The organism is Kluyvera genomosp. 2, from assembly GCF_036759865.1.
Taxonomy (GTDB): domain Bacteria; phylum Pseudomonadota; class Gammaproteobacteria; order Enterobacterales; family Enterobacteriaceae; genus Kluyvera; species Kluyvera ascorbata_B.
In genome coordinates, this window is sequence record NZ_JAPKIA010000013.1 from 41,194 (window position 1) to 66,968 (window position 25,775).

The window sequence follows — 25,775 nt, forward strand, 5'->3', positions numbered from 1 at the left end:
ACCGTCTTGGTTATTGAAAGAACACAGCGCTTTGTCACTCACATTGCTGAAAATTATTTACGAAGCATCACTTCGATAAAATCTTTCCAGTTCCCCAGTTCACGTTCGATCATAACTACCTCTCTTATTATTATGCGTATTTTACGTACTGTCGTATGACCTGTGAATACGGTTAATCCGATTACTTTAATTGCCGCTGCCAACATTTGTTTACTGCTTGAAGCCACTATGGGCCGGAATGTGGACATTTAATGTGACGGACAGCAATATTCTGAAATAGTTATCGAAGTGTGAATGTTATGATAAAAATTTACGCTATGTCAAAGCAAATCATCTGCGACTTTCTGCGTAATTAGCGCAATAAACTGCATGATTTTTAGCCAATTTGCGGCAGCAAAATTAAAACAGGCAGCCGCCGGAATTCCGTGTATATTCGAGTCCCTAAAACCGGTTGATATAAAGGTGGAACATGACCATCCTCTATGGAATAAAAAACTGCGACACGATAAAAAAAGCCCGTCGTTGGCTGGATGACCACCAGGTTGAATATCGTTTCCACGACTACCGCGTCGACGGTCTGACGCCAGAACTGCTGGCGTCCTTTATTGCCGAACTCGGCTGGCAAGCGCTGCTGAATACGCGCGGTACGACCTGGCGGAAGCTGGACGAGCAGGTTCGTGCGGGGATCGACAACGCCGATGCCGCCGCCGCGCTAATGCTGGAAATGCCGGCAATCATCAAACGCCCATTGCTCTACGCGCCCGCACAGCCTATGCTGCTGGGTTTTAGTGACGCCAGCTATGGTCAGTGGCTCGCGCAGACGCGTTAACGCCGTCGCCCGTTTTGACTTTTTGCAGATAACGAACAATAACGAGGTTTAGTTTATGTCTTGCCCAGTCATTGAGCTGGCTCAGCAGCTTATTCGCCGCCCTTCTCTTAGCCCGGATGACGCGGGCTGTCAGGCATTAATGATTGAACGCCTGCGCGCAATCGGGTTTACCGTTGAACCGATGGATTTTGGCGATACCCAGAACTTCTGGGCATGGCGCGGCAAAGGGGAAACCCTGGCGTTTGCTGGCCACACCGATGTGGTACCCGCCGGCGACGCCGACCGTTGGATTAATCCACCGTTCGAACCTACGATTCGCGACGGAATGCTGTTTGGTCGCGGCGCGGCCGACATGAAAGGCTCGCTGGCTGCGATGGTAGTTGCCGCCGAACGGTTTGTCGCCCAGCATCCAAACCATCAAGGCCGCCTGGCGTTCCTCATCACCTCCGATGAAGAGGCGAGCGCTACCCACGGTACCGTGAAGGTGGTCGAAGCGCTGATGGCGCGCAACGAGCGCCTGGACTACTGTCTGGTCGGCGAACCCTCCAGCACCGAGGTCGTGGGCGACGTTGTGAAAAACGGCCGTCGCGGCTCGATGACCTGTAACCTGACGATTCACGGCGTGCAGGGCCATGTTGCCTATCCGCACCTTGCCGACAACCCGGTTCACCGCGCCGCGCCGTGGATGAACGAGCTGGTGTCTATCGAATGGGACCAGGGCAATGAATTCTTCCCGCCAACCAGCATGCAGATTGCCAACATCAAGGCGGGTACCGGTAGCAACAACGTGATCCCAGGCGATCTGTTCGTCCAGTTCAACTTCCGCTTCAGCACCGAACTGACCGACGAGATGATCAAAGAACGCGTTATCGCCCTGTTGGAGAAACACCAGCTGCGCTACAGCGTGGACTGGTGGATCTCCGGCCAGCCGTTCCTGACCGCCCGCGGTAAACTGGTTGACGCCGTAGTCAATGCCATTGCGCACTATAATGAAATAGAACCGCAGCTGCTGACCACCGGTGGAACGTCAGATGGCCGCTTTATCGCCCGGATGGGTGCACAGGTTGTTGAACTGGGGCCGGTGAACGCCACCATTCATAAAATCAACGAATGTGTGAACGCCGCCGACCTGCAGATGCTGGCGCGGATGTATCAGCGTATCATGGAACAACTTGTCGCCTGACGGCATAACATAAGAGGTAACGCGCATGGATTGGCTGACAAAATACTGGTGGATTCTGGTGCTGGTGTTTCTGGCGGGGGTCATTATCAACGTGATTAAGGATCTTAGCCGCGTCGATCATAAAAAATTCCTTGCCGATAAGCCGGAACTGCCACCGCATCGCGACTTTAACGATAAGTGGGACGATGACGACGACTGGCCGAAGAAAGACCAGCCGAAGAAATAGTGCAGGATCGTGTAGGCCTGATAAACGTAGCGCCATCAGGCAATCCGCTGCAGATTGCCGGATGGTGGCGTAAACGTCTTCTCCGGCCTACATGTTCTTATAGCATCTCGATAATATCGTCGTCTTTCGGCGTACTGCCGCTCAACGCTTCATCAAAATAGTGCTTCGGCACGGTATAGCGCAGATGGTCGAGCGCAAACTGCATGCTGCGATCGTCAATCGCGTGCCCCAGCTCGTCAACAATATCCAGCGTCACATCGCCACCGGCTGCCAGCAGCGCTTCCTGTCCGCGAACGGCCCAGGCCAGATCGATAACCCTGTCTTCCCCACCGTGAATCAGATGAACGGTGGTGCTGGTATCTGCATGTTGCGGCAGCGTGGCATAACGGCCGTTAAAAGCAATGACGCGTGAGGCGAGTCCTGGCTCGGCTTTGATGCTTTCGAGCGACATAATCGCCCCTTGAGAAAAGCCGATCAGCGCGGTGGCCTGTGGACCGACGCCGCTCTGTTTTTGCCAGTAGCGCACCGTTTCAACAAAGGTCGGCATAATGGCATCAACGCGCGCCTGACGATTGTCTTCGGTCACGCCCTGTACGGAAAACCACTGCCGCCCCGGCGCTGGGCCGCACGGCTCGGCACCGCCGATACTGACGATTAACGCGTCCGGGAACAGCGGCGCAAACCAGCTGCCGATCTCCCCCATTGCCACCGGATTATCGCCCACGCCATGAAACAACAGCAGCAGCTGTTGAGCGGGCTTCGCGGGGCTTTGAACAACAAAATGATCGTGTGTCATGGCTGTCTCCTTGGTTTTGACGGTCAGTTTACGCCGCACCAGAATAATGACCATGCCATTTAACTGAATGAGTCAGTTAAAAAAATTGCAGTTGTAGGATCTGTTCCGACAAACGGTTTGTGCGTTCGCCATCAATAACGCGCATCGCGTGTGCTGCCTCGCGGCGCATTTGCGCCAGCAGCGCCTTACGGCCCTGTACGCCCAGCTGGGCGCAGAGTGCGGCTTCACTCTCTCCCCGCAGTCGCCCACGTAGCGCAGGCATCGCACTCTCGGCCAGCTCGCTCAGCCGATGGAGATTTGCCAGCACCGCCAGCAGAGGGCGATGGGCAAACGCGAAGCCAGCCAGATCCCACCAGTCATCGTCAGTAAGCATAGCGTCTGCGGCATCCGGCAGCGGCAATTTTTCATCCACCCACTGGCTTAGCCAGCGCCATTCACGGCACAGACGCTGATGCTCATGCTGCATCAGCGCCTCCCCCGCCGCCGTCAACGGCCGCAGGGCCATTGCCGCATAGCAGCCGCTGCTGGCTTCGCGCTGACTGCCAATACGCACCAGCGTAAAACCACAGCGTTGCCAGAAACGCCACAGCGCGTCGGTATAGCCAAAGCTGACAGACAGGTAATCAATGCCTTTCGCCTCTTGCCATGCCTGGGTCACCAGGCGTTGCCCTATCCCCTCTCTCTGGCGCTGCGGATGTACTGCAATACGGCTGATGCGTCGCCCGATAAGCGTCGCCGCCAACGGACTGCCGCCGTGCGCTGCCAACGACTGTGCCACCAGGTTACCCCGCGGACGGCGAAAGCCGGCCCACACGGCGCGGCTCAGCGCCGGCGACAGGCCACCTTCATCCACCAACCACAGCGCGCCTGCCGGGCCGCTGTCGCACTGGGCGCTGATAAAATGCTGCCCCGGTGCATCCATCATGCGTCGGAGATCCAGCGGTGAGGTACGGTAATGGGCACCAGAAAGCAGCTGATACAGCGCACGCGGCAGCGCCGGTGCACTTTGCCATGCCGATTGGGGAACGGCGATTGGCCGTACGTCCCCCTGAAGAGGAGAATTAAATGCATCATCGTCAAAAATCAGCGCCTCGTTAACCACCGCTTCCAGCGGGCATCCTGCGGCCCAGCGGATGGGCTGGCTCAGGGTAAACGCCTGCCGCTGGGGGAATGCAGCGCAAAATTTCAACAAGAAACCGCGCCCGGTGCCTTCATAACCTTGAACGGTGGTCGTCAGCAGTGCGTGCGGGAAACGGGAGATCAGCTTTTGTAACAACGGCGCCGGAATGGCGGCAGCCTCGTCAACCACCAGCCAGTCGGCCTTTTCATCGGAAGCCAACAGCGCATCGGGGGCAATAAAACGAAAGTGCTCGCCGGCAAAGGCGGCAATCACCTCCGCCGAGGCGCGGGATGGCGCCGTCACCAGCGCCGAACCGGCAATCTGGCGAATATGCATCCCGGCCAGCGCCGATTTGCCGCGACCGCGCTCTGCCGTGACCACGGAAACCTGCGCAGTCGCGTTCGCCAGCGCCGACAAAATCGCCAGCTGTTCACCGTCGGGCTGGCCGTTCGCACGTTGCCAGCGCGGGCGCGGCGTCTCGTTTAGCGGCGCAAGCGGCAGCCCCTGACGCCAGATTCGCGCCTGCGGGTTATTCTTTAGCGTGCGGCAAAAATGGTGGACAAAATGCGGCGTGGCAATAGGTTCCGGCGTATCGCTCCAGCGCAGCGAGTCCGCATCGGCACGGGTTGGCCAGAGAGAAAGGTCCGGCACCAGCAGCAACAACCAGCTACCGGCGCGCAGCGTACCGGCCAGCGCGGCAAACGCCGAAACGTCAAACCCCGCGCGGGCGTCAAAAATAGCGTGCTGGAACTCACGTCCCAGCAGCGTGGCGAATTTACCCGGTGGGCAAAAAGGCTCGGCGGCGGCCTGCGGGCCGACCCATAGCACCTCGGGGCCGACGGCATCACGAAACGCCGCTGCCCGCTGAGCGCACCAGTCGGGCTCGCCGCTGACCACCAGCAGGCGGCGAATGCCCTCCTGCGCCATCCGCGCGGCCTGCGCGAGCAGCTCATCCATGACGTCCTGCATCGGCTTAGAACGATTTACTGAAGGTGTTGCACTGCGCCGGGTCGCCGCTGTCAAAGCCGCGTTTCAGCCAGGTGTAACGCTGCTGCGACGTCCCGTGGGTGAAGCTGTCCGGCACGATGCGCCCCTGGCTTTGTTGCTGTAGACGGTCGTCGCCGATAGCCTGCGCGGCGTTCAGCGCCTCTTCCAGATCGCCCGCTTCCAGAATCCCTTGCTTCTGCATATTATGGCCCCAGACGCCAGCGAAGCAGTCGGCCTGTAGCTCCATACGTACCGACAGACGGTTTACCTCTGCCTGAGATGCCCCCTGCTGCATCTGACGCACTTTCGGCTCAATACCCAGCAGTTTTTGAATATGGTGACCCACTTCATGAGCAATCACGTAGCCCTGGGCGAAATCACCGCCCGCGCCGAGCTTGCTTTTCATGTCATCGTAGAAAGAAAGGTCGATGTAGACCGTGCTATCGGTCGGGCAGTAAAACGGCCCCATAACCGATTGCCCGGTGCCGCAGCCGGTACGCGTTGCGCCGCGATACATGACCAGGCGCGGCGGCTGATAGGTTTTGCCCATCTCTTTAAACTGCTGCGCCCAGGTGTCTTCGGTAGTGGCCAGAATAACCGAGGTGAACTTAGCCGCTTCATCATCATTCGGGTTGCTGACGCGCTGAGAACTTTGCTGCTGGCTCTGTCCAACCGGCTCGCCGGTCATCAGCCCGGTTAAGTCAACGCCGTAATAGCCCGCGACCAGCACGACAATCAGCAGGATAATGCCGCCCTTGCCGCTTGGAATACGGAAACCTGGACCGCGCCCGGATAACGGGGATTCGGAACTGTTCCGCCGGTCTTCTACATTGTCGCTTTCACGACGGCCTTGCCAACGCATAACTACCTCGATCTTTTTTTATTATGACTGTTACGATCGTAGGCGGTTACGGGCGGGATTACCACTGGAAATGCGTCAGGAAGGGAGATTGTAGTCGGCCCGATAAGCGTAGCGCCATCGGGCACAATAGGCACCTTGCCGGAGTAGCGGCGTCAACGCCTTATCCGGCCTCCGCATGGCGCGAGGCCGGGAGGCCGGGAGGCCGGGAGGCCGGGAGGCCGGGAGGCATTATGACTTAGTCGAGCTTCACGCCTAAACGGTGTGCCACTTCTTCGTAGGCTTCAATCAGGCCGCCAAGGCTCTGGCGGAAACGGTCTTTATCCATTTTGTCCATGGTCTTTTTGTCCCACAGGCGGCTGCCGTCCGGCGAGAATTCATCGCCCAGCACCACTTCGCCCTTGAACAGACCGAATTCCAGCTTGAAGTCCACGAGGATCAGACCCGCGTCATCGAACAGTTTTTTCAGCACGTCATTCGCTTTGAAGGTCAGTTCCTGCATACGCGCCAGATTCTCTTTGCTCACCCAGCCGAAGGTTTCGCAGTAGGATTCGTTGACCATCGGGTCGTGCATCGCGTCGTTTTTCAGGAACAGGTCAAACAGCGGCGGATTCAGCTCAATGCCTTCTTCAATCCCTAAACGTTTCACCAGCGAGCCGGCGGCACGGTTACGCACAACGCATTCCACCGGCACCATATCCAGCTTTTTCACCAGACATTCGGTATCGGACAACAGCGCTTCCATTTGGGTCGGGATCCCTGCTTCCGCCAGTTTGCTCATAATGAAATGGTTGAACTTGTTGTTCACCATGCCTTTACGATCGAACTGTTCAATGCGGGCGCCGTCCCCTGCTGACGTATCGTTACGGAATTCGAGTACCAACAGATCCGGGTTTTCGGTGCTGTATACGGTTTTCGCTTTACCACGATACAACTCAGCTAGCTTTTGCATCTTTGTCACTCCAGTGATGATTAACCATAAATATTTGTGCTTTTCTGTCTACGCACACGTTTGCGTCACTATACAGAAAAAAGGGCCGGATTGCTCCAGCCCTGTTTAATTACTTGCTAAATGCGGCCTGGAATACGGCGACCAGGGCGTCATTCTGCGACTGCGTCAGCGTATGGCCTTTCGGATCGATGAACTGCAGGCTACTACGGTTGTCCAGATCGCCGACCTGAAGTTTGTAGTCACCGGAGACCAGACCCGGATCGCTGGCACCCAGATCTCTCCAACTGCCGTCAGACAGCGGCTTGTAGGTCACCGCGATGCTGCCCTGAGAACGCGTGCTGTCGGTCACTTTCATGCCCACTTTTTCCAGCGCGCCCGGCAGACGCTGCCAGACCTGGTTGAACGGCGCGCGCACCACCAGCATCGGCAGGCCGGTATCATCGGAAGCGCTCTGCACGTCAAAGGTGGCTCCCGCGGTGCCGCGAGAGGCCTGCGCGTCGCTGGCGTTCTTATCCAGACCGGCGGAGATCACATTCAGCATTTCGGCGCTGTAGCGCTGCAGAGAAGCACGATCGGCGACCGGTTTACCGGCCTGTTCTAGGTTAACCAGCTTCACCATCACCGCCTGCTGGTAGCCCTGAGGCTGCACGGAGATTTGATAACGACCGCGATACTGCTGGTCTTCGTCCAGACGGTTCCACTCAACCCAGTCGGTTGTCAGCGTCTGGCTAGCATCATCACGCTTGGTAATGGCGTAGTTTTTCGCCTGAATAATGCTGACCACCTGCGGCCACAGTGAACCGCTGCGGCTGTTTTCCACCAGCAGCGTGGCGGTATCGCCCGTAAACTGCGTGCGCGCACCGGCAACCAGCGCCAGCGGCTGAGCCGGTGGGCGGATATCCAGCGCTTTACCGACGGCACCGCTGCCGTTAGCGACAGGAATGTTGTAGTCGCCATTTTCAATCGGCAGGATCATGCCAGCAGGGGCGTGAAGTTCACCTAACGGCGTCGCGTCCAGATAGGACTCATCGCCGCTCACCTGGCGCTTATAGCGCGAGTCGGAACTACAGGCCGCAAGCAGTAAAACCAGCGATACACCCGCAACCTTGGCCAGGCGCGACTTCTGTACTGAGTAAGCCATCAAATCTCCCTAAACTTTACAGCAAACCGGCATGCTTCAGTGCGGATGCCACAACGTCACGACCGTGGTCGGTGATCGGTGTCATCGGCAAGCGCATGGTGTCGGTCGCCACAAGCCCCAATTCCTTACACGCCCATTTCACCGGGATAGGATTGGGTTCGACAAATAATTTATTGTGCAGCGGCATCAAACGCTGGTTGATGATGCGCGCCTGCGCGAACTGCCCTTCGGCGGCCAGCTTGCACATTTCAGCCATATCACGCGCCGCAACGTTCGCCGTTACCGAAATAACGCCGTGCCCGCCAAGCTGCATGAAGTCCAGACCGCTTGCATCATCGCCGCTAAGCAGGATGAAATCGTCTGAAACCAGCTCTTTGATCTGATGAACGCGGCTTAAGTTCCCCGTGGCTTCCTTAATGGCGATAATATTTTTAATTTTCGCCAGGCGACCTACGGTTTCCGGCAGCATATCGCAGCCGGTACGTGACGGCACATTATACAGAATTTGCGGCAGGTCAGTATGCTCGGCAATCGCTTTAAAGTGCTGGAACAACCCTTCCTGAGTCGGGCGGTTGTAATAGGGGGTCACGGTCAGGCAGCCAACGACGCCGCTGTCGTTAAAACGCTGGGTCAGGCTAATCGCCTCTGCGGTTGCATTTGCCCCCGTTCCCGCGATAACCGGAATGCGACCATCGGCCAGTTCCAGCGTGGTTAATACCACATCGCCATGCTCTTCGTGGCTCAGCGTGGCTGATTCACCGGTAGTCCCTACCGACACAATCGCCGAGGTTCCGTTGGCGACATGATAATCAATCAGTTTTTTCAGGCTTGAACGGTCGACATTACCTTTTTCATCCATCGGCGTGACAAGCGCTACAATACTTCCCGTGAACATGGGCCATCCTCTGTGCTGACGTGCGGACATGAAACTCAATGGTACGTTTGGTCCTGTAATAAAAGCAAGAGACTCAGGGCCTTCAGAATGTTGTATGCCGGTTTTTTTTATGCTTTCCTAGGATATACCGCACCTTTTTAAAGGAAGAACAGGTTTGACAGCCTCATTACAACACTATCTGGTCATTACGGCCCTGGGCGCGGATCGCCCCGGCATTGTCAATACGATTACCCGTCATGTGAGCAGCTGCGGCTGTAATATCGAAGACAGTCGGTTGGCGATGCTGGGGGATGAATTCACTTTTATTATGCTGCTGTCCGGAACCTGGAACGCCATCACGCTGATTGAGTCCACCCTGCCGCTCAAAGGTGCGGAGCTGGACCTGCTTATCGTGATGAAACGCACCACCGCCAGCCCGCGCCCGGCGATGCCGGCCACCGTATGGGTACAGGTCGAAGTCCCTGATTCGCCGCATATTATTGAGCGTTTTACCGCCCTGTTCGACAGCTGGGAAATGAACATCGCCGAGCTGGTGTCGCGAACCCAGCCGGGCGCCGACGAAGGCGCGGCGCAGCTGTTTATTCAAATTACCGCCCATAGCCCAGCTACGCAAAATGCATCAAATATTGAGCAAGCGTTCAAAGCACTATGTACAGAACTGAAAGCGCAAGGCAGTATAAACGTGATTAATTATTCACAGCATGATGAACAGGATGGAGCTGAGTAATGAACCCACTGAAAGCCGGTGATATCGCACCGAAATTTAGTTTGCCCGATCAAGACGGCGAGCAAGTAAATTTGACCGACTTCCAGGGACAACGTGTTCTGGTCTATTTTTACCCGAAAGCGATGACCCCTGGCTGCACCGTGCAGGCATGCGGCCTTCGCGATAATATGGACGAGCTGAAAAAAGCGGGCGTTGAAGTTCTGGGCATCAGCACCGACAAACCGGAAAAACTCTCCCGCTTCTCAGAAAAAGAGCTGCTGAACTTCACTCTGCTTTCCGATGAAGATCACCAGGTCTGCGAGCAGTTTGGTATCTGGGGCGAAAAAACCTTCATGGGCAAAACCTATGATGGCATTCACCGCATCAGCTTCCTGGTCGATGCGGAAGGGAAAATTGAGCACGTCTTCGACGACTTCAAAACCAGCAATCACCACGACGTGGTACTGAGCTGGCTGCAGGCCAACGCCTGACCCTTTCCCTGACGTGAATGACGTAACCCGGCTGAGCATCGCGACGCCGGGTTTTTTATCGATTATGCCGTTTCGTCTTCTTCCACCACCAGACCGTCCGGCCAGGCGTGAACCACCGCCTTAATCAGCGTTGCCAGCGGTATGGCGAAGAATACGCCCCAGAAGCCCCACAGGCCGCCAAAAATCACCACCGACAGGATAATCACCAGCGGATGCAGGTTCACGGCTTCAGAGAACAGCACCGGCACCAGCAGGTTACCGTCCAGCCCCTGGATAATCAGATACACCGCAAACAGGCTCCAGAACTCGGTGCCTAGACCGAACTGAAACAGCGCGACGCAGACAACCGGGATCGTCACAACAAACGCACCGATGTACGGAATCAACACCGACAGCCCCACCAGCACCGCCAGCAGCAGCGAGTAGTTGAGGCCAAACATCAGGAAACCAAGCCAGGTGGCGACACCTACCACCACCATTTCCAGCACTTTACCGCGAATATAGTTGGTGATTTGCTGGTTCATCTCTTTCCACACCTGCCCCGCCAGCCCACGGTTGCGCGGCAGCACGCGGCGTACGGCGTTGAGCATTTGCTCTTTGTCTTTCACCAGGAAGAAAACCATCAGCGGCACCAGCACCAGATACACGGCCAGGGTCAGCAGCCCCACCAGCGAAGCGACCGAGTATTTCACCACCGAGTCGCCCATGGTCAGCATACGCGTACGCATATTCTCCGCCATCGCGTCGATAATCCCGGCGTCCATCAGCGCCGGGTAGCGGCGCGGCAGCGTGGCGGCAAAATCGGAAAGCTTGTTGAGCATACCGGGCATGTCGCGGATAAGGTAAATTCCCTGCTGCCAGGCGATGGGCATTACCACAAAGGCCATCAGCAGCAGAATGCCAACAAACAGCACCAGCACGACGCTGGTCGCCCAGGTGCGCGACCAGCCCAGCCGCTCTAACCGTACCGTCGGCCACTCCAGCAGGTAGGCAAGCACTATTGCCACCAGCAGCGGCGCCAGCAGGCCGCTGAAGAAAAACAGAATGCAGAAACCGGCGAGCAGAATGACCAGCAGCGCGATGGCCTCCGGGTCGCTGAATCGGCGGCGATACCATTGCATCAACATCTCGAGCATAAATCTATTCCCTGAAGCCTATCGCTTTCATATAGAAGATGAATTGTATCTAAGTGTCACAAAAAAGACTTCGCTTTTTATTTTTATCTCCGCATTCTCGCGATTATCGTTTTCAAGCCGTGAGCAGATAGATACACTCCAAAAGCAGACGGTAATTGAACGTCAGATTATCCTGCTGGTCAAAACAGGCACATCCCACATTACAGGACAGAGGTTATGTTCAGGCAGTTGAAAAAAACGCTGTTGGCATCCCTTATTGCGACACTCACTTTCGGTCAGGTTGCGCCGGCATTTGCCGATACAACCGATAATCTACCGGATATGGGTACATCCGCAGGAAGCACGCTCTCCATTGGTCAGGAGATGCAAATGGGGGATTACTATGTTCGACAACTGCGCGGTAGCGCGCCGCTCATCAACGACCCGCTGCTGGTTCAGTACATTAATTCATTGGGCATGCGCCTGGTTTCGCACGCCTTCTCCGTACGTACGCCGTTTCATTTTTATCTGATTAACAACGACGATATCAACGCCTTCGCCTTCTTCGGCGGTAACGTAGTGCTGCACTCCGCGCTGTTCCGCTATTCTGACACCGAAAGTCAGTTGGCATCGGTTATGGCGCACGAAATCTCCCACGTGACCCAACGCCACCTGGCGCGCGCAATGGAAGACCAGAAACGTAACGCCCCGCTAACGTGGGTCGGCGCGCTGGGTTCCATTCTGCTGGCGATGGCCAGCCCACAGGCCGGGATGGCAGCGCTGAGCGGGACTTTAGCGGGCACCCAGCAGGGGATGATCAGCTTTACCCGCCAGAATGAAGAAGAGGCCGATCGTATTGGTATTCAGGTTCTCCAGCGCGCCGGCTTCGACCCGCAGGCCATGCCTGCCTTTATGGAAAAGCTGCTCGATCAGTCGCGCTACTCTTCGCGCCCGCCGGAAATGCTGTTAACTCACCCGCTGCCGGAAAGCCGCTTATCGGACGCGCGCAACCGCGCCAACCAAATGCGCCCGGTGGTGGTTCAGTCTTCCGCCGATTTCTACTTTGCCAAAGCGCGTACGCTCGGCATGTATAACAACGGGCAAAACCAGCTGGGCACCGACCTGCTCGATAACTGGTCAAAGGGCAACATCCGCGAGCAACACGCCGCCCAGTACGGGCGAGCGCTGCTGGCCATGGAAGCCAAAAACTACGCTGAGGCCAGCAAGCTGCTGCAACCGCTGCTGAGCGCCGATCCGCAAAACGCCTGGTTCCTCGATCTGGCGACCGATATCGATCTCGGCCAGAACAAAACGAGTGAAGCCATCAACCGGCTGAAGAACGCTCGCGAGCTGCGCACCAACCCGGTACTGCAGCTCAACCTGGCTAACGCCCTTCTGGAAGGTGGCCAGGCCGCAGAGGCGGCGACGATCCTCAACCGCTACACCTTTAATAACAAAGACGATACCAACGGCTGGGATCTGCTGGCCCAGGCGGAGGCCAAGCTGGGCAACCGCGATCAGGAGCTGGCCGCGCGTGCTGAAAACATGGCGCTGGTGGGTCGACTCGACCAGGCCATTTCCCTGCTCAGCGCCGCCAGCGCGCAGGTGAAATTACGCAGCCTGCAGCAGGCACGCTACGACGCGCGTATCGACCAGCTGCGCCAGCTGCAAGAGCGTTTCCGCCCTTATCAGAAAATGTAACTGGAGAGACGATGACGGATTCAGTCACCCTTTATCATAACCCGCGCTGCTCAAAGAGCCGCGACACCCTGAGCCTGCTGAAGGCCAACGGCATTGACCCTAACGTGGTGCTCTACCTGGAGACACCGCCGGACGCCGCCACGCTACGTGAGCTGATTGCCCTGCTCGGTTTCGCCAGCGCCCGCGATCTGATGCGTCAGAAAGAAGATCTGTACAAGTCGCTGAATCTGGCCGACAGCCACCTGAGCGAAGCGGAGCTAATTCAGGCGATGGTCGACAACCCGAAGCTGATTGAACGCCCGATCGTCGTCAGCAACGGGCAGGCGCGCATTGGGCGCCCACCCGAGCAGGTACTGGAAATCGTGAGCTAACCCCCCTCATGCCGCAGCGCGTCGAGAAACGCCTGCGGCGTCATATTACCGAGTTTTTTCTGCGGCTTGCCCGCGTTAAACAGTTCACACAGCCGCACAACCAGCGCATCCGGCGTAACGGCCCGTACGGCCGGAATGATTTCCGCTAACGGCACGGTTACCGCCACTGCCTGACGTTTTTCCCCCGCCATCGTCATACTACAGGCAATACCCCGCGCGGCCAGATGCTGGCGCAACGCGACAACATGCGCCTCATTCAGCCATTCGTCGCTTTTAATCTCAACAGATTGTATATCACCCGGAAACGCCGACAGCACGTCATCAAGCCAGTGCGTCACCAGCGGCGCGGACATCCCTGAATAGATGCGCGCCGCGCACCACCCGCTAACCGGCTCCTGCGCCCACAGCACGTGATGATCGCCGTCGTCATCCATATGCAGCGACAGAAAACGATAGTGCAGCGTCAGCATCTGCGGCCTGACGCCCGCCTTGATAGCCTTCTTTCCGCTAAGCCGCTCGGCGCTATTTTTGGGATATGAAGGCGTCAGATAGCGGCTCAGCGTCGCACGCGACAGCGGAATGCCCAGCCCCTCCACCACGATAAACAGCAGGTCATCCAGCGGCGCCTGCAAAATATGCCGCAGAACGTTAATCAATATAATCTGTTCTTGTCTCATTACTTTGTGTACTACAGAAGGTGCCGTACTGCGATCGGCCGTTTGCTCACGGTTTCGCCAGCGGCGCACCGTAGTAACGGAAATACCGAGTTCAAGCGCCAGTTCACGGTCACTTTTCGTTGAATCCTGAAGGTATTTTCTGATCCTCGGCGTAGTCGTTGCGTTGGCATGCAGCTTAATTTCCATGACGCCCTCTGAAAAACAAATAACCAATCATATGAGATTTATATGAATTAAGTCGGCGCATTGTGACCCGTTTCACCTTTCTACACCAGGCTTTCTCCGATAATCCCTCCCGCCGTTTCTATTACATAACACACACAATGTCCGTTAATCTTATACGGAGTTCACAATGAACAATGTTCTGGGATTTTTAGAAGAAAAATTAATGCCGATTGCTGCCAAAACGTCGCAGCAACGTCACCTTGGCGCCATCCGTGGCGCTTACGTCTCCTTTATGCCGTTCATTATCGTCGGCTCCATCCTGCTGGTTATCTCGTCGTTCCCGAATCAGGGTTACCAGCAGTTTATGTCCAGCATGTTTGGCGCTAACTGGAGCGCGATCGTCGAAATTCCGTTTAATGCCGTCTTCTCGACAATGTCGCTGTTTATCAGCTTCCTGGTCGCCTACCGCCTGGCGGAACACTACGGTGATGACAAAATTTCCAGCGGAATCCTGGCACTGGTCTGCTTCCTCATCCTGACGCCGTTTATTAAGGTCGCAGAGAACGGCGGCATCACCGTGATACCGGTAGAATGGATTGGTACTAAAGGCCTGTTCGTCGCCATGATTGGCTCGTTGCTGTGGACCGAACTGTTCTGCTGGCTGAAGCGTAAAAAGCTGGTCATCAAGATGCCGGAAGGCGTGCCGCCAGCGGTACAGGAATCATTCGCCGCGTTAATCCCGGCGCTGCTGGTCATGATTCTGGTGCTGGCTATCCGCATCGGTTTTGAAAACACCCACTACAACACCATTCACCAGTTCATCTATGAAGTGGTCGCGACGCCGGTTCGCCATTTCGGCACCTCCTACTTCGGTGCACTGATGACGGTATTCAGTATCACTATCCTGTGGTCGGTGGGGATCAACTCCGGTTCGATGGTGAACGGCATCATTCGTCCGCTGTGGATGGAAAACCAGACCGATAATATCGCCGCCATCCAGGCCGGCGTAACGCCGCCGCACATTATTACCGAGCAGTTCTTTGACATGATCTGGATGGGTGGCGCAGGGGCCACGCTGTCACTGGTCATTGCCATGCTCATTTTTGCCCGCAGCAAAAACATGCGCGAAGTCGCACGCCTGGGCGCGGGGGCCTCTGTTTTCAACATTAACGAGCCGGTGCTGTTTGGTCTGCCGGTCATTATGAACCCCATCATGCTGATTCCGTTCAACCTCGTACCGCTGGTGCTGGTGACCATTCAGTATATGGCCATGAAAATCGGTGCCGTTGCGGTCACCACCGGGGTCTTTATTCCGTGGACGCTGCCGCCGGTCATCAGCGGATTTATCGTTACCGGGCATATTTCCGGCAGCGTGATGCAAATTATTAACCTGCTGATTGGCGCAATGCTGTACCTGCCGTTCATGCGCATCGTCGATAAGCAGTACCGCAATGCGGAAATCAGTGCCGTTGAGGAATCCAGCACGCTAGCAAAACAGGAGTAAGAATATGTGGGGAATTATTGCAACCTGGCGTATGGCGCTGGAAGGGGTAAGTGAATCCGCGTCGGCGCTGGCCGGCGGCAGCGCGGCAACGGCGTCGGTCGTCGATGCCGTCGTCGCGGTGGAAGATTTTCCGTTGTATAAATCCGTTGGCTACGGCGGTCTGCCGACCGAAAACGGCGAGGTGGAGCTGGACGCGGCCTGGATGGACGGCGACACGCTGGCCTTTGGCGCGGTGGGCAACCTGGTCGATATCGCCAACCCGGTAAAAGTGGCGCAGGCGCTGGGTCGCCAGCGCTATAACTCGCTGCTGGTCGGCCAGGGCGCGCGCGAATGGGCGCTGAGCCAGGGCTTTGCCGAGAAAAAAATGCTGACCGAGCGCGCAATGCAGCACTATCGCAAGCGCTGCCGAGAGACGCTGGATAAGGGGCTGAGCCCGTACGACGGCCATGATACCGTCGGCGTTATCGCGCTCGACCAGCGGGGCTCGATGAGCGTCGCCACCTCGACCAGCGGGCTGTTTATGAAAAAACGCGGACGCGTCGGCGATTCCCCGATCATCGGTTCCGGCTTCTACTGCGACAGCCAAATCGGCGCAGCGACCGCTACCGGCGTGGGGGAAGACCTGATGAAAGGCTGCACCAGCTACGAAATCGTTCGCCGGATGGAACAGGGCATGACCCCGCAGCAGGCGGCGGACTCGGTGGTGTACGAACTGGAAGATAAGCTGATGTCGCGCTTTGGCCGCGCAGGCGACCTGTCCGTGGTCTGTATGAACCGTAAGGGTGAGTTCGGTGCGGCCACCAATATAAAAACCTTCTCTTTTGTCGTGGCCACCGCAAGCCAGCCGCTGACCGTGTTCCGCGCCGAGCGCGTCAAAGAGAAAACCCATTATCAGCCGGTGGACGACGCCTGGATGCAGGCCTATGCCGACCGTATCCGCGCCCCCATCGAGGAGTAAGCGATGATTGACTACCGTTTAGTAACGGCGCTGCCCGATAAACTGGAACAGCACCATCTCATTACCTATCCCGAAAGCCCTTTGCTCCAGCAGGGTGCGCTGCGCGACAACCCGCTGATAACTGAAATGGCAGCGCGCGCCGCACAGGGCACACTGGCGGATACCTGCTTCGCCTGCGGGCCATTTTCCCGCATTACGCTCGTACCACATAGCGCCTGGCGCGATAGCCTGACCGATACGCTGCTCGGTTACCTGCGGCCGCTGTTTGCCGCGCCGGTATGCCGCGAAGTGCTGCTGGACTGCTCGCAGATTGACGATACGGTGCTGGTGAAAACGCTGCGCTTTTTGTTTAACCAACAGCACCGCTTAACGGACCTTGGGCTGAAGAGCGCCACACAACGCGATGTGCATCTGAGCCACGTCGACGCTTACTGTCCTGAGAGCGAAGTGGGCCGACTTACGCCGCTGTTCCAACAGCAACAGGCGATCGCCAACGGTATGATTGCCGCCCGCCGTCTTGCGGATATCCCCGCCGAACAGTGCACGCCGCAGTATGTGGTCGAAGAAGCCGAACGCCTGTGCGCCGCTTTCCCGGCCCTGCGCTGCGAGGTGCTTGATGATCAGGCAATCGTTGAACAGGGCCTTGGCCTGCTGCACGCGGTTGGTAAGGGCGCAAGCCGCCCGCCTCGCCTGTTGGCTATCCACTACGAAGGCGCAGGCCATGGTCCGGTACGCAGCTACGTGGGTAAAGGCGTCACCTTTGACACCGGCGGACTGTGGCTGAAAGAAGGCGCGGGCATGTATACCATGAAGTACGACATGTGCGGCGCGGCTAACGTCCTCGGGCTGATGCTGAGCATCGCCGAGCTGGCGCTACCGGTTCGGGTCATGGGCGTGCTGGCGCTGGCGGAAAACGCCATCGGCCCCGACGCGATGCAGCCGGGCAGCGTGGCTCGCGCCTGTAACGGCATGACGGTGGAAATCAACAACACCGACGCCGAGGGCCGTCTGGTACTCTCCGATGCGATTGCCTGGGCTAGCCAGCGCCATGCAAAAACACGCTATATCATTGATTTAGCTACGCTGACTGGCGCAGTCGTCAAGGCGCTGGGCTATGAGCTGAGCGGGTTAATGACGCAGGACGCTGCGCTGCGCGCTGCGCTGACCGTTGCCGGGGAACAGAGCGGCGATGAAGTCTGGCCGCTGCCGCTGGACGCAAGGCTGAAAAAACAAACGGAGAGCGCGATTGCCGATCTGTGCAACACGCCAACCAACAATGCGGCCATCAGCGCCTCCGCCGCCTGGCTGCTGCACCACTTCTGCCCGGCGGATATTCCGTGGGCGCATCTCGACGTCAGCGGGACGGCGCTGTGGCGCGAAGGCGGAAAAAGCGTCGCGTCCGGCAGACCGATCCCCCTGCTGATGCAGCATTTGCTCAATGATTTGGCGATGGAAGCGTAACGAAAATCGTCTTCAGGTAGGCCGGATAAGGCAAAGCCGCCATCCGGCAATCTGCTCGGATCCGCCAGATGGCGCTACGCTTATCAGGCCTACGCAGGGCGAGGAAACTATTCGTACTCTAGAGTTTCAGAATCTCTTTCACAAACGGGATGGTTAGCTTACGTTGGGCGGTAATGGACGCGTGATCGAGCTGATCCAGGGTCTGGAAAAGCGTACGCATTTCTCTGTCCAACCGTTTGAGCATAAAGCGGCACACGTCGTCCGGCATCTCAAAACCGCGCAGGCGCGCGCGCAGCTGTAGCGCCTGTAATTTGTCTTCGTCGGAGAGCGGCTGGAGCTTGTAAATTTGCCCCCAGTCAAGGCGGGACGCCAGATCCGGCAGGCCAAGATTGAGCTGACGCGGCGGGCGATCGCCGGTGATCAGCAGACGCGTATTACCCGATTCCAGAATGCGGTTGTAGAGGTTAAAGATCGCCATTTCCCACGGTTCGTCCCCCGCCACGCACTCGATATTATCGATGCAAACCAGCGAAAGCTGCTCCATCCCTTCCAGCACTTCCGGAACAAACCAGGTGCGCTTGTCCAGCGGAACGTAGCCTACCGCATCGCCACGCTGTGAAAGTTCGGCGCAGGCCGCATGCAGCAAATGGCTACGCCCGGCGCCTTCGCGCGCCCAGATATAGATGTATCCGCTATGCTCCTGCCGCAGCACGTTTTGCAGTGCGGCAAGTAAAGAAGGGTTATCGCCCGGGAAGAAACTGGCAAAGGTTTCGTCATCGGGAAGATAAAGTGGCAAAGAGAGCTGTGCCGGTGCGTTCAGAGGAGACCTCAACATGGGCTTACGAAAAAACGGGAAGAGTTTACCACAGAAATAACCGATGAGAGAACCGGGCGGCGATCCCGCCCGGTCGTCGGATCACGACTTCGCTTCGTCGCTGTCCGCTGCGTCCAGCACCACTTCTTCCGGGCGCAGCACGCTGATAAGTTTAAAAATCAGACTCAGACAGATGCCGACGATGGTCGCCAGCGCCATCCCTTTCAGCTCGGCAGCACCGATGTGTACCTTCGCGCCGCTGACGCCAATGATCAGAATAACGGAGGTCAGGATCAGGTTCTGCGCTTTGCTGTAATCGACTTTTGATTCGATCAGCACGCGGATACCGGACGCGCCAATCACCCCGTACAGCAGCAGAGATACGCCGCCCATAACCGGCAGCGGGATAATCTGGATAGCCGCCGCCAGCTTACCGACGCAGGACAGCAGAATGGCAATAATCGCCGCACCGCCGATAACCCAGGTGCTGTACACGCGGGTAATCGCCATCACGCCGATGTTCTCACCGTAGGTGGTGTTCGGGGTAGAGCCGAAGAAGCCGGAAATCACCGTCGACAGGCCGTTAGCAAACATCGAGCGATGCAGACCCGGGTCACGAATCAGATCTTTTTTAACGATGTTCGCCGTCACCACCAGGTGACCAACGTGCTCGGCAATCACCACCAGCGCCGCGGGCAGAATGGTGAAAATGGCAAACCACTCAAAGCGCGGGGTGTAGAAGGTCGGCAGCGCGAACCAGTGTGCCTGGGCGATAGGCGTCGTATCAACCACGCCCATCACGAAGGAGAGCGCGTAGCCCACCAGCACGCCGATCAGAATCGGGATGATCGCCAGGAAACCACGGAACAGCACAGAGCCGAAGACGGTCACGCCCAGCGTAACCATCGAAATAATGATGGTTTTAGTGTCCGCAGACTGGCCGTCCGGCGGCAGCAGGCCCGCCATATTCGCCGCTACGCCCGCCAGCTCCAGACCGATGACGGCAACGATTGCGCCCATCGCCGCCGGCGGGAACATCACGTCCAGCCAGCCGGTACCCGCTTTCTTCACGATGAAAGAAACCAGGCAGAACAGCACGCCGCACATAATAAAGCCGCCCAGCGCGACTTCGTAACCTAACGGCAGCAGCAGCAGAACCGGCGAAATAAAGGCAAAGCTCGAGCCGAGGTAAGCCGGAATTTTACCTTTACAGATAAAGAGATACAGCAGCGTCCCGATACCGTTGAACAGCAGTACCGTCGCCGGGTTAATGTGGAACAGAACAGGCACCAGCACGGTTGCGCCAAACATGGCGAATAAATGCTGCAAGCTAAGCGGGATGGTCTGTAAAAGCGGTGGTCTTTCACTTACCCCAATTGCACGGCGCGTCATTGTGTTTTCCTCTGTGTTATTAGTCAGGTTTTTTTATTCAAAAAAAAGCCGACTATCAAAGTCGGCTCTTTTTATTTTTTCGTTTACTTCGTACCAAAAATCTTATCACCGGCATCGCCGAGGCCCGGAATAATGTATCCGTGCTCGTTCAGCCCCTGGTCGATCGACGCGGTATACAGCTCGATGTCCGGATGCGCTTTTTCCAGCGCCGCGATACCTTCCGGCGCGGCAACCAGTACCAGCACCTTAATGCTGGTGCAACCCGCATTTTTCAGCAGATCGATGGTCGCGATAACAGAGCCGCCGGTCGCCAGCATAGGGTCAACGATCAGCGCCATACGCTCATCAATGTTGGACACCAGCTTCTGGAAATACGGTACTGGCTCAAGCGTTTCTTCATTACGGTAGATACCGACTACGCTGATACGCGCGCTCGGAACGTTTTCCAGTACACCGTCCATCATGCCCAGGCCTGCGCGCAGGATTGGCACAACGGTAATTTTCTTACCCTTAATCTGGTCGATTTCTACCGGGCCGTTCCAGCCTTCGATAGTGACCTTTTCCGTTTCCAGATCGGCGGTGGCTTCATAAGTCAGCAGGCTGCCGACTTCGGAGGCGAGTTCACGGAAGCGTTTGGTACTAATGTCGTTCTCACGCATCAGGCCCAGCTTGTGTTTGACGAGTGGGTGTTTCACTTCCACAATCTTCATTCTCTTTCTCCTTTGAATAGGGCAACCACAAAAAAATCGCGGGATTATACCGCTTTTTTTCGATTGCGCCATACCTGTGATGATTGACCAGGATCAAGCAAAGCGGCGAATGGGGCCCCACTCAGTATAAGACACAATAAAAATAAACCCCGACAAGCGGGGTTTTATATTTTTAATTCAGTGAGTTAAAGCTCACCACCGTTGGTCGCAATGACCCGTTGGTACCAGGCAAAAGATTTTTTGCGGCTGCGCGCCAGCGTGCCGTTGCCTTCGTTATCTTTATCCACGTAGATAAAGCCGTAGCGCTTTTTCATTTCGCCCGTGCCGGCGGACACCAGGTCAATACAGCCCCACGGGGTGTAGCCCATCAGATCCACGCCATCCTCTACCACCGCTTTTTTCATTTCGGCAATGTGTGCAGAGAGATAGTCGATACGGTACTGGTCGTTTACGGTGCCGTCGCTCTCCAGCACGTCAATCGCGCCAAAACCGTTTTCAACGATAAACAGCGGCAGCTGATAGTGGTCGTAGAACCAGTTCAGCGAGTAGCGCAGGCCTACCGGGTCAATCTGCCAGCCCCAGTCGGACTTCTGCACGTACGGGTTAGAGACCAGGCTGGTCGTTTCGTCATAGTCGAGCTGCGGGTTGTCTTCGGTCGCCTTGGTGGCAAACGACATATAGTAGCTAAAGCCGATGTAGTCGACGCAGCCCTGCGTCAGCGCCTGGCGGTCTTCCTCAGTGATATCCAGCGTAAAGCCGCGGCGCTCGAAGTAGTTCAGCAGATGCTGCGGATATTTACCGCGCACGTGGACGTCGGTGAACCAGTAGCGACGGTGCATGGCGTTCATTGCCATCATCATATCGTTCGGCGCGCAGGTCAGCGGGTAAATCGGGCACATCGCGATCATGCAGCCAATATGCAACGCCGGGTTAATTTCGCGCGCTGCTTTTACCGCTAGCGCACTCGCTACCAGCTCGTAGTGCGCCGCCTGATACATCACCGGCTCGCGGTCCTCGCCCGGTTGGTATTTCAGCCCGGAGTTAGTGAACGGCGCGAAATCTTCGTGGAAGTTTGCCTGGTTATTAATTTCGTTGAACGTCATCCAGTACTTCACTTTGTGCTGGTAACGGGTAAAGACCACTTTGGCAAAGCGAACGAAGAATTCAATCAGCTTACGGTTGCGCCAGCCACCGTATTCGGTCACGAGGTGATACGGCATCTCGAAGTGCGACAAGGTGATAACCGGCTCGATGCCGAGCTTCAGGCACTCATCGAACAGATCGTCGTAAAATTGCAGGCCGGCTTCGTTCGGCGTCAGCTCGTCGCCGTTGGGGAAAATACGCGTCCAGGCAATGGAGGTGCGGAAGCATTTATAGCCCATTTCGGCAAACAGCTGCAGATCCTCTTTATAGCGATGGTAGAAATCGATAGCGTCGTGATTCGGGTAGTTTTTTCCCGGTAGTACGCCGTCGGTAATTTCGCGTGGCACGCCGTGCGCGCCGGCGGTCATCACATCCGCGACGCTGATGCCCTTACCGCCCTCTTTCCAGCCGCCTTCGAGTTGATGTGCCGCTACCGCGCCGCCCCAGAGAAACCCAGCTTTAAATCCAGACATATCTTTCCCTCGTTAATCAGTAAGTTGTCACTGCGAATGCTGCTGATTGAAATGGTAAACCGCGCCTATCAGCCCGGCGTCGTTGCCGTGGCTGACGGTATCGATGTTGTCGGCAATGCCAAACCAGGCCAGGTGCTCGCGCATCAGCGCCAGAAAACCCGGGCGCTCCACGATGCCGCCGCCGATAAGAATCGTCTGTGGGTCAAACAGATTGACCAGGTTATAGAGCCCCGTTCCGAGATCGTTGAAAAACTCGGCGACCAGGCGCTGACACACGGCGTCACCGGCGTCGAAGCGGTCAAAAATGTCTTCGCCGGTCACCGCCTCCAGCGCCAGGCCAAGGTGCTGCGCATAGCGATGACGAAGCACGCGCAGGGTGCAGTTTTCATTCATCGAGTAGCGGCGAACATCGCGAGCGCCGGGACGCGACGTTTGCATATAGCCAAATTCACCGGCACGAAAGCGCGCGCCGTGCACCAGTTGGTTGTTACAGAAAATGGCCCCGCCGATGCCGGTACCGATGGTCATCACCAGGAAATCGGAAAGCTCGGCCCCTTTTCCCTTCCAGCGTTCAGCCAGCAGCACGCAGTTCGCGTCGTTCTCAATGGCCACGGGCAGCCCGGAGCGTTCCTCCAGCCAGTCTTTGATGGCAAAGCGATCGAAGCGACGAATAGCGCCGCCCATTTCGATATAGCCGGTATGGGGGTTAACGTAGCCCGGCGCGCTGATGGCGATGCCTTCACACTCGGGGTGAGCGGCAATCCAGCCTTCCATTGCCGCGAGGATCTGTTCACCGTCGCTGTTGCTGATAGGCTGTTTGCCTTTTTTTAGCAGTTCACCGCTGGCGGTGACCACCCCCATTTTTAACGCCGTACCCCCAATATCAAAAGCAGCAATGTTCATTCCATTCAGTCCCTTCTGGCCATTTTGCTTCGGTTTCCCCCACGGACGCCACAAAAACAGAAACCGGTTTCAGTCACATGATGTGGATTCCGCGTGGCGGATGCAAGAACAAGGCTGTACCCGGTTTCATTTTCGTGAGCAGTATCATATTTGACCGATTTTATCTGCCAAAGTCGGTAAAACCGAGGCACAAAAAATTGGGTGCAGAATAGGCTCGCAAACGTTTGCCTGGGCTGATAGAATTGCGCCGATTTTTCTTGCTATCGCAATTGCGTGGAGACTTGCAGTGACCGACAAAACCTCTCTCAGCTATAAAGATGCCGGTGTTGATATTGACGCAGGAAACGCTCTGGTTGACCGTATCAAAGGGGTGGTGAAGAAAACGCGCCGCCCGGAAGTGATGGGTGGGCTAGGCGGTTTTGGCGCCCTGTGCGCGCTGCCGCAAAAATATCGTGAACCGGTGCTGGTTTCCGGCACTGACGGCGTTGGCACGAAGTTACGTTTAGCGATGGATCTGAAGCGTCATGACACCATCGGCATCGACCTGGTCGCCATGTGCGTGAACGACCTGGTCGTTCAAGGCGCTGAGCCGCTGTTCTTCCTCGACTACTACGCGACCGGTAAACTGGACGTTGATACCGCGGCGAGCGTCATCAACGGCATCGCCGAGGGCTGCCTGCAGTCAGGCTGTGCGCTGGTGGGCGGTGAAACCGCCGAGATGCCGGGCATGTACCACGGCGAAGATTACGATGTGGCCGGTTTCTGCGTCGGCGTAGTCGAAAAATCCGAAATTATCGACGGTAGCAAAGTGGCCGACGGCGACGTGCTGATTGCGCTGGGCTCCAGCGGCCCGCACTCTAACGGCTATTCGCTGGTGCGCAAGATTATTGAAGTGAGCGGCTGCAACCCGGACGACACCCAGCTTGAAGGCAAAACGCTGGCCGACCATCTGCTGGCCCCGACCCGTATTTACGTGAAGTCCGTTCTCGAACTGATTGCCAGCGTTGACGTCCACGCGATTGCTCACCTGACCGGCGGCGGCTTCTGGGAGAACATTCCACGCGTTCTGCCGGACAACACGCAGGCCGTGATTGACGAATCCTCCTGGCAATGGCCAGCGGTGTTCAACTGGCTGCAGGATGCCGGTAACGTCAGTCGTCATGAGATGTACCGCACCTTTAACTGCGGCGTTGGCATGGTCATCGCTCTGGCTGCCGATCAGGCGGACAAAGCCATCGCGCTGATGAACGAAAAAGGTGAAAACGCGTGGAAAATCGGCTATATCAAAGCCACAGATTCCGAACAGCGTGTGGTCATCGAGTAAATGAAAAATATCGTGGTGCTGATTTCCGGCAACGGCAGCAACTTACAGGCCATCATTGATGCCTGTGAGCAGAAAAGGATTCATGGCACCATTCGGGCGGTGTTCAGCAACAAGGCCGACGCTTTTGGCCTTGAGCGGGCACGTGAAGCGGGGATCCCGCAGCACGCGCTGGCCGCCAGTCAGTTTGCCAGCCGCGAAGCCTTTGACCGTGAGCTGATGCACGAAATTGACGCCTACGCGCCCGACGTGGTGGTGCTGGCAGGCTACATGCGTATCCTGAGCGCCGACTTCGTTCAGCACTATCAGGGACGGCTGCTTAACATTCACCCTTCCCTGCTGCCGAAATACCCGGGCCTGAATACTCATCGTCAGGCGCTGGAAAACGGCGATGCGGAGCACGGCACCTCGGTACACTTCGTCACCGAAGAGCTTGACGGTGGGCCGGTTATTTTGCAGGCCAAAGTGCCGGTTTTCGACGGCGACGACGAAGCGGAAATCACCTCACGCGTACAGGTTCAGGAACACGCCATCTACCCGATGGTGGTCGGCTGGTTCCTCGATGGCCGCCTGAAAATGCAGGACAATCACGCCTGGCTCGACAATGTAAAGCTGCCGCCAGCCGGTTATGCGGCGGAATAAATTCCGTCACGATAGGCCTGATAAGCAGAGCGCCATCAGGCAAGCCGCGAGCATATTGCCGGATGGTGGCGTAAACGTCTTATCCAGCCGACATGGATGACCAAAGAGGGCCTTTATGGCCCTCTTTTTTATGCCCTTCTCCCGCGGAGTCAGTATGCGGAACGGGATAAAAATGCTTACATATCAAAACAGATATGAATATTTTGTTAGGTGAAATAGGATAACTGTCATACTGAGATG

General features: G+C 56.8%; 26 protein-coding genes. 12 read left to right on the forward strand and 14 right to left on the reverse strand.

Annotated features, from left to right (window positions below; all coding sequences use genetic code 11):
• Window positions 1-53: 53 nt before the first annotated feature.
• Window positions 54-113 carry a protein YpfM gene (gene ypfM / locus V6942_RS15090; RefSeq protein WP_001386977.1) on the reverse strand — a complete coding sequence of 20 codons (60 nt, stop codon included), beginning with the start codon at window positions 111-113 and terminating at the stop codon, window positions 54-56.
• Window positions 114-469: 356 nt separating this feature from the next.
• Here ypfM and V6942_RS15095 point away from each other — a divergent pair, with 356 nt between their 5' ends.
• The 3 genes from V6942_RS15095 to V6942_RS15105 are packed head-to-tail and all read left to right on the forward strand — an operon-like array spanning window position 470 to window position 2,238.
• A complete protein-coding gene (locus V6942_RS15095; RefSeq protein WP_106924153.1) occupies window positions 470-829 on the forward strand; it encodes an ArsC family reductase in 360 nt (119 codons plus the stop codon).
• Between the two features lie 55 nt (window positions 830-884).
• Complete coding sequence (gene dapE, locus V6942_RS15100; RefSeq protein WP_106924152.1) at window positions 885-2,012, forward strand: succinyl-diaminopimelate desuccinylase; 1,128 nt, start codon at window positions 885-887, stop codon at window positions 2,010-2,012.
• Window positions 2,013-2,037: 25 nt separating this feature from the next.
• Complete coding sequence (locus tag V6942_RS15105) at window positions 2,038-2,238, forward strand: YpfN family protein (RefSeq protein WP_106924151.1); 201 nt, start codon at window positions 2,038-2,040, stop codon at window positions 2,236-2,238.
• 97 nt (window positions 2,239-2,335) lie between these two features.
• Here the strand turns inward: V6942_RS15105 and ypfH are convergent, their stop codons facing one another.
• The 6 genes from ypfH to dapA form a co-directional block, all read right to left on the reverse strand.
• Window positions 2,336-3,034 (reverse strand): esterase, encoded by a 699-nt coding sequence (ypfH, locus tag V6942_RS15110; RefSeq protein WP_106924436.1) that lies wholly within the window; start codon window positions 3,032-3,034, stop codon window positions 2,336-2,338.
• A gap of 76 nt (window positions 3,035-3,110) precedes the next feature.
• A complete protein-coding gene (locus tag V6942_RS15115; RefSeq protein WP_333501423.1) occupies window positions 3,111-5,111 on the reverse strand; it encodes a tRNA(Met) cytidine acetyltransferase TmcA in 2,001 nt (666 codons plus the stop codon).
• 16 nt (window positions 5,112-5,127) lie between these two features.
• Window positions 5,128-6,003 (reverse strand): neutral zinc metallopeptidase, encoded by an 876-nt coding sequence (locus V6942_RS15120; RefSeq protein WP_106924149.1) that lies wholly within the window; start codon window positions 6,001-6,003, stop codon window positions 5,128-5,130.
• A 235-nt stretch (window positions 6,004-6,238) separates the two neighbouring features.
• The gene (purC, locus tag V6942_RS15125) at window positions 6,239-6,952 is read right to left on the reverse strand and encodes a phosphoribosylaminoimidazolesuccinocarboxamide synthase (protein ID WP_035891480.1); all 714 of its coding nucleotides are present in this window, start codon (window positions 6,950-6,952) and stop codon (window positions 6,239-6,241) included.
• A 109-nt stretch (window positions 6,953-7,061) separates the two neighbouring features.
• Window positions 7,062-8,093, reverse strand: a complete 1,032-nt coding sequence (bamC, locus tag V6942_RS15130; RefSeq protein WP_106924148.1) for an outer membrane protein assembly factor BamC — start codon at window positions 8,091-8,093, stop codon at window positions 7,062-7,064.
• Between the two features lie 16 nt (window positions 8,094-8,109).
• Window positions 8,110-8,988, reverse strand: a complete 879-nt coding sequence (gene dapA, locus V6942_RS15135; protein ID WP_106924147.1) for a 4-hydroxy-tetrahydrodipicolinate synthase — start codon at window positions 8,986-8,988, stop codon at window positions 8,110-8,112.
• A gap of 154 nt (window positions 8,989-9,142) precedes the next feature.
• Between dapA and V6942_RS15140 the strand changes: the two genes are divergently transcribed.
• Entirely contained in the window at window positions 9,143-9,715 is a 573-nt protein-coding gene (locus V6942_RS15140; protein ID WP_181357944.1) for a glycine cleavage system transcriptional repressor, read from the forward strand.
• Window positions 9,715-10,185 (forward strand): thioredoxin-dependent thiol peroxidase, encoded by a 471-nt coding sequence (gene bcp / locus V6942_RS15145; RefSeq protein WP_106924145.1) that lies wholly within the window; start codon window positions 9,715-9,717, stop codon window positions 10,183-10,185. Before V6942_RS15140 ends, bcp begins: the two co-directional genes overlap by 1 nt.
• Before the next feature lie 62 nt (window positions 10,186-10,247).
• On the opposite strand, the gene V6942_RS15150 is transcribed toward bcp, so the two are convergent.
• Entirely contained in the window at window positions 10,248-11,321 is a 1,074-nt protein-coding gene (locus tag V6942_RS15150; protein ID WP_106924144.1) for an AI-2E family transporter, read from the reverse strand.
• 216 nt (window positions 11,322-11,537) lie between these two features.
• On the opposite strand from V6942_RS15150, the gene bepA reads away from it, so the two are divergent.
• The gene (gene bepA / locus V6942_RS15155) at window positions 11,538-13,001 is read left to right on the forward strand and encodes a beta-barrel assembly-enhancing protease (RefSeq protein WP_182930202.1); all 1,464 of its coding nucleotides are present in this window, start codon (window positions 11,538-11,540) and stop codon (window positions 12,999-13,001) included.
• Window positions 13,002-13,012: 11 nt separating this feature from the next.
• On the forward strand, window positions 13,013-13,372 hold the full coding sequence (arsC, locus tag V6942_RS15160) for an arsenate reductase (glutaredoxin) (protein WP_106924142.1): 360 nt from the start codon (window positions 13,013-13,015) through the stop codon (window positions 13,370-13,372).
• Here the strand turns inward: arsC and V6942_RS15165 are convergent.
• A complete protein-coding gene (locus V6942_RS15165; RefSeq protein WP_333501424.1) occupies window positions 13,369-14,235 on the reverse strand; it encodes an XRE family transcriptional regulator in 867 nt (288 codons plus the stop codon). The genes arsC and V6942_RS15165 overlap by 4 nt on opposite strands.
• A gap of 166 nt (window positions 14,236-14,401) precedes the next feature.
• On the opposite strand from V6942_RS15165, the gene celB reads away from it, so the two are divergent.
• Genes celB through V6942_RS15180 form a run of 3 tightly spaced genes read left to right on the forward strand, consistent with a single transcriptional unit; the run spans window position 14,402 to window position 18,137 of the window.
• Entirely contained in the window at window positions 14,402-15,718 is a 1,317-nt protein-coding gene (gene celB, locus V6942_RS15170) for a PTS cellobiose transporter subunit IIC (protein WP_333501425.1), read from the forward strand.
• A gap of 4 nt (window positions 15,719-15,722) precedes the next feature.
• A complete protein-coding gene (locus V6942_RS15175) occupies window positions 15,723-16,676 on the forward strand; it encodes a N(4)-(beta-N-acetylglucosaminyl)-L-asparaginase (RefSeq protein ID WP_106924139.1) in 954 nt (317 codons plus the stop codon).
• 3 nt (window positions 16,677-16,679) lie between these two features.
• Entirely contained in the window at window positions 16,680-18,137 is a 1,458-nt protein-coding gene (locus tag V6942_RS15180; protein ID WP_333501426.1) for a leucyl aminopeptidase family protein, read from the forward strand.
• Window positions 18,138-18,255: 118 nt separating this feature from the next.
• On the opposite strand, the gene V6942_RS15185 is transcribed toward V6942_RS15180, so the two are convergent.
• The 5 genes from V6942_RS15185 to bglK form a co-directional block, all read right to left on the reverse strand.
• Window positions 18,256-18,957, reverse strand: a complete 702-nt coding sequence (locus tag V6942_RS15185; protein WP_074398749.1) for a DnaA inactivator Hda — start codon at window positions 18,955-18,957, stop codon at window positions 18,256-18,258.
• A gap of 96 nt (window positions 18,958-19,053) precedes the next feature.
• Entirely contained in the window at window positions 19,054-20,343 is a 1,290-nt protein-coding gene (gene uraA / locus V6942_RS15190) for a uracil permease (RefSeq protein ID WP_106924136.1), read from the reverse strand.
• 83 nt (window positions 20,344-20,426) lie between these two features.
• The gene (upp, locus tag V6942_RS15195) at window positions 20,427-21,053 is read right to left on the reverse strand and encodes a uracil phosphoribosyltransferase (protein ID WP_106924135.1); all 627 of its coding nucleotides are present in this window, start codon (window positions 21,051-21,053) and stop codon (window positions 20,427-20,429) included.
• Window positions 21,054-21,238: 185 nt separating this feature from the next.
• A complete protein-coding gene (locus V6942_RS15200) occupies window positions 21,239-22,669 on the reverse strand; it encodes a 6-phospho-beta-glucosidase (protein WP_333501427.1) in 1,431 nt (476 codons plus the stop codon).
• Window positions 22,670-22,696: 27 nt separating this feature from the next.
• Window positions 22,697-23,572 (reverse strand): beta-glucoside kinase BglK, encoded by an 876-nt coding sequence (gene bglK / locus V6942_RS15205; RefSeq protein WP_333501428.1) that lies wholly within the window; start codon window positions 23,570-23,572, stop codon window positions 22,697-22,699.
• Window positions 23,573-23,858: 286 nt separating this feature from the next.
• On the opposite strand from bglK, the gene purM reads away from it, so the two are divergent.
• Both purM and purN read left to right on the forward strand, forming a co-directional pair.
• Window positions 23,859-24,896: a phosphoribosylformylglycinamidine cyclo-ligase gene (gene purM, locus V6942_RS15210; RefSeq protein ID WP_106924131.1), complete on the forward strand. Its 1,038-nt coding sequence runs from the start codon at window positions 23,859-23,861 to the stop codon at window positions 24,894-24,896.
• Window positions 24,897-25,535: a phosphoribosylglycinamide formyltransferase gene (purN, locus tag V6942_RS15215; protein WP_182930199.1), complete on the forward strand. Its 639-nt coding sequence runs from the start codon at window positions 24,897-24,899 to the stop codon at window positions 25,533-25,535.
• Window positions 25,536-25,775: the final 240 nt, after the last annotated feature.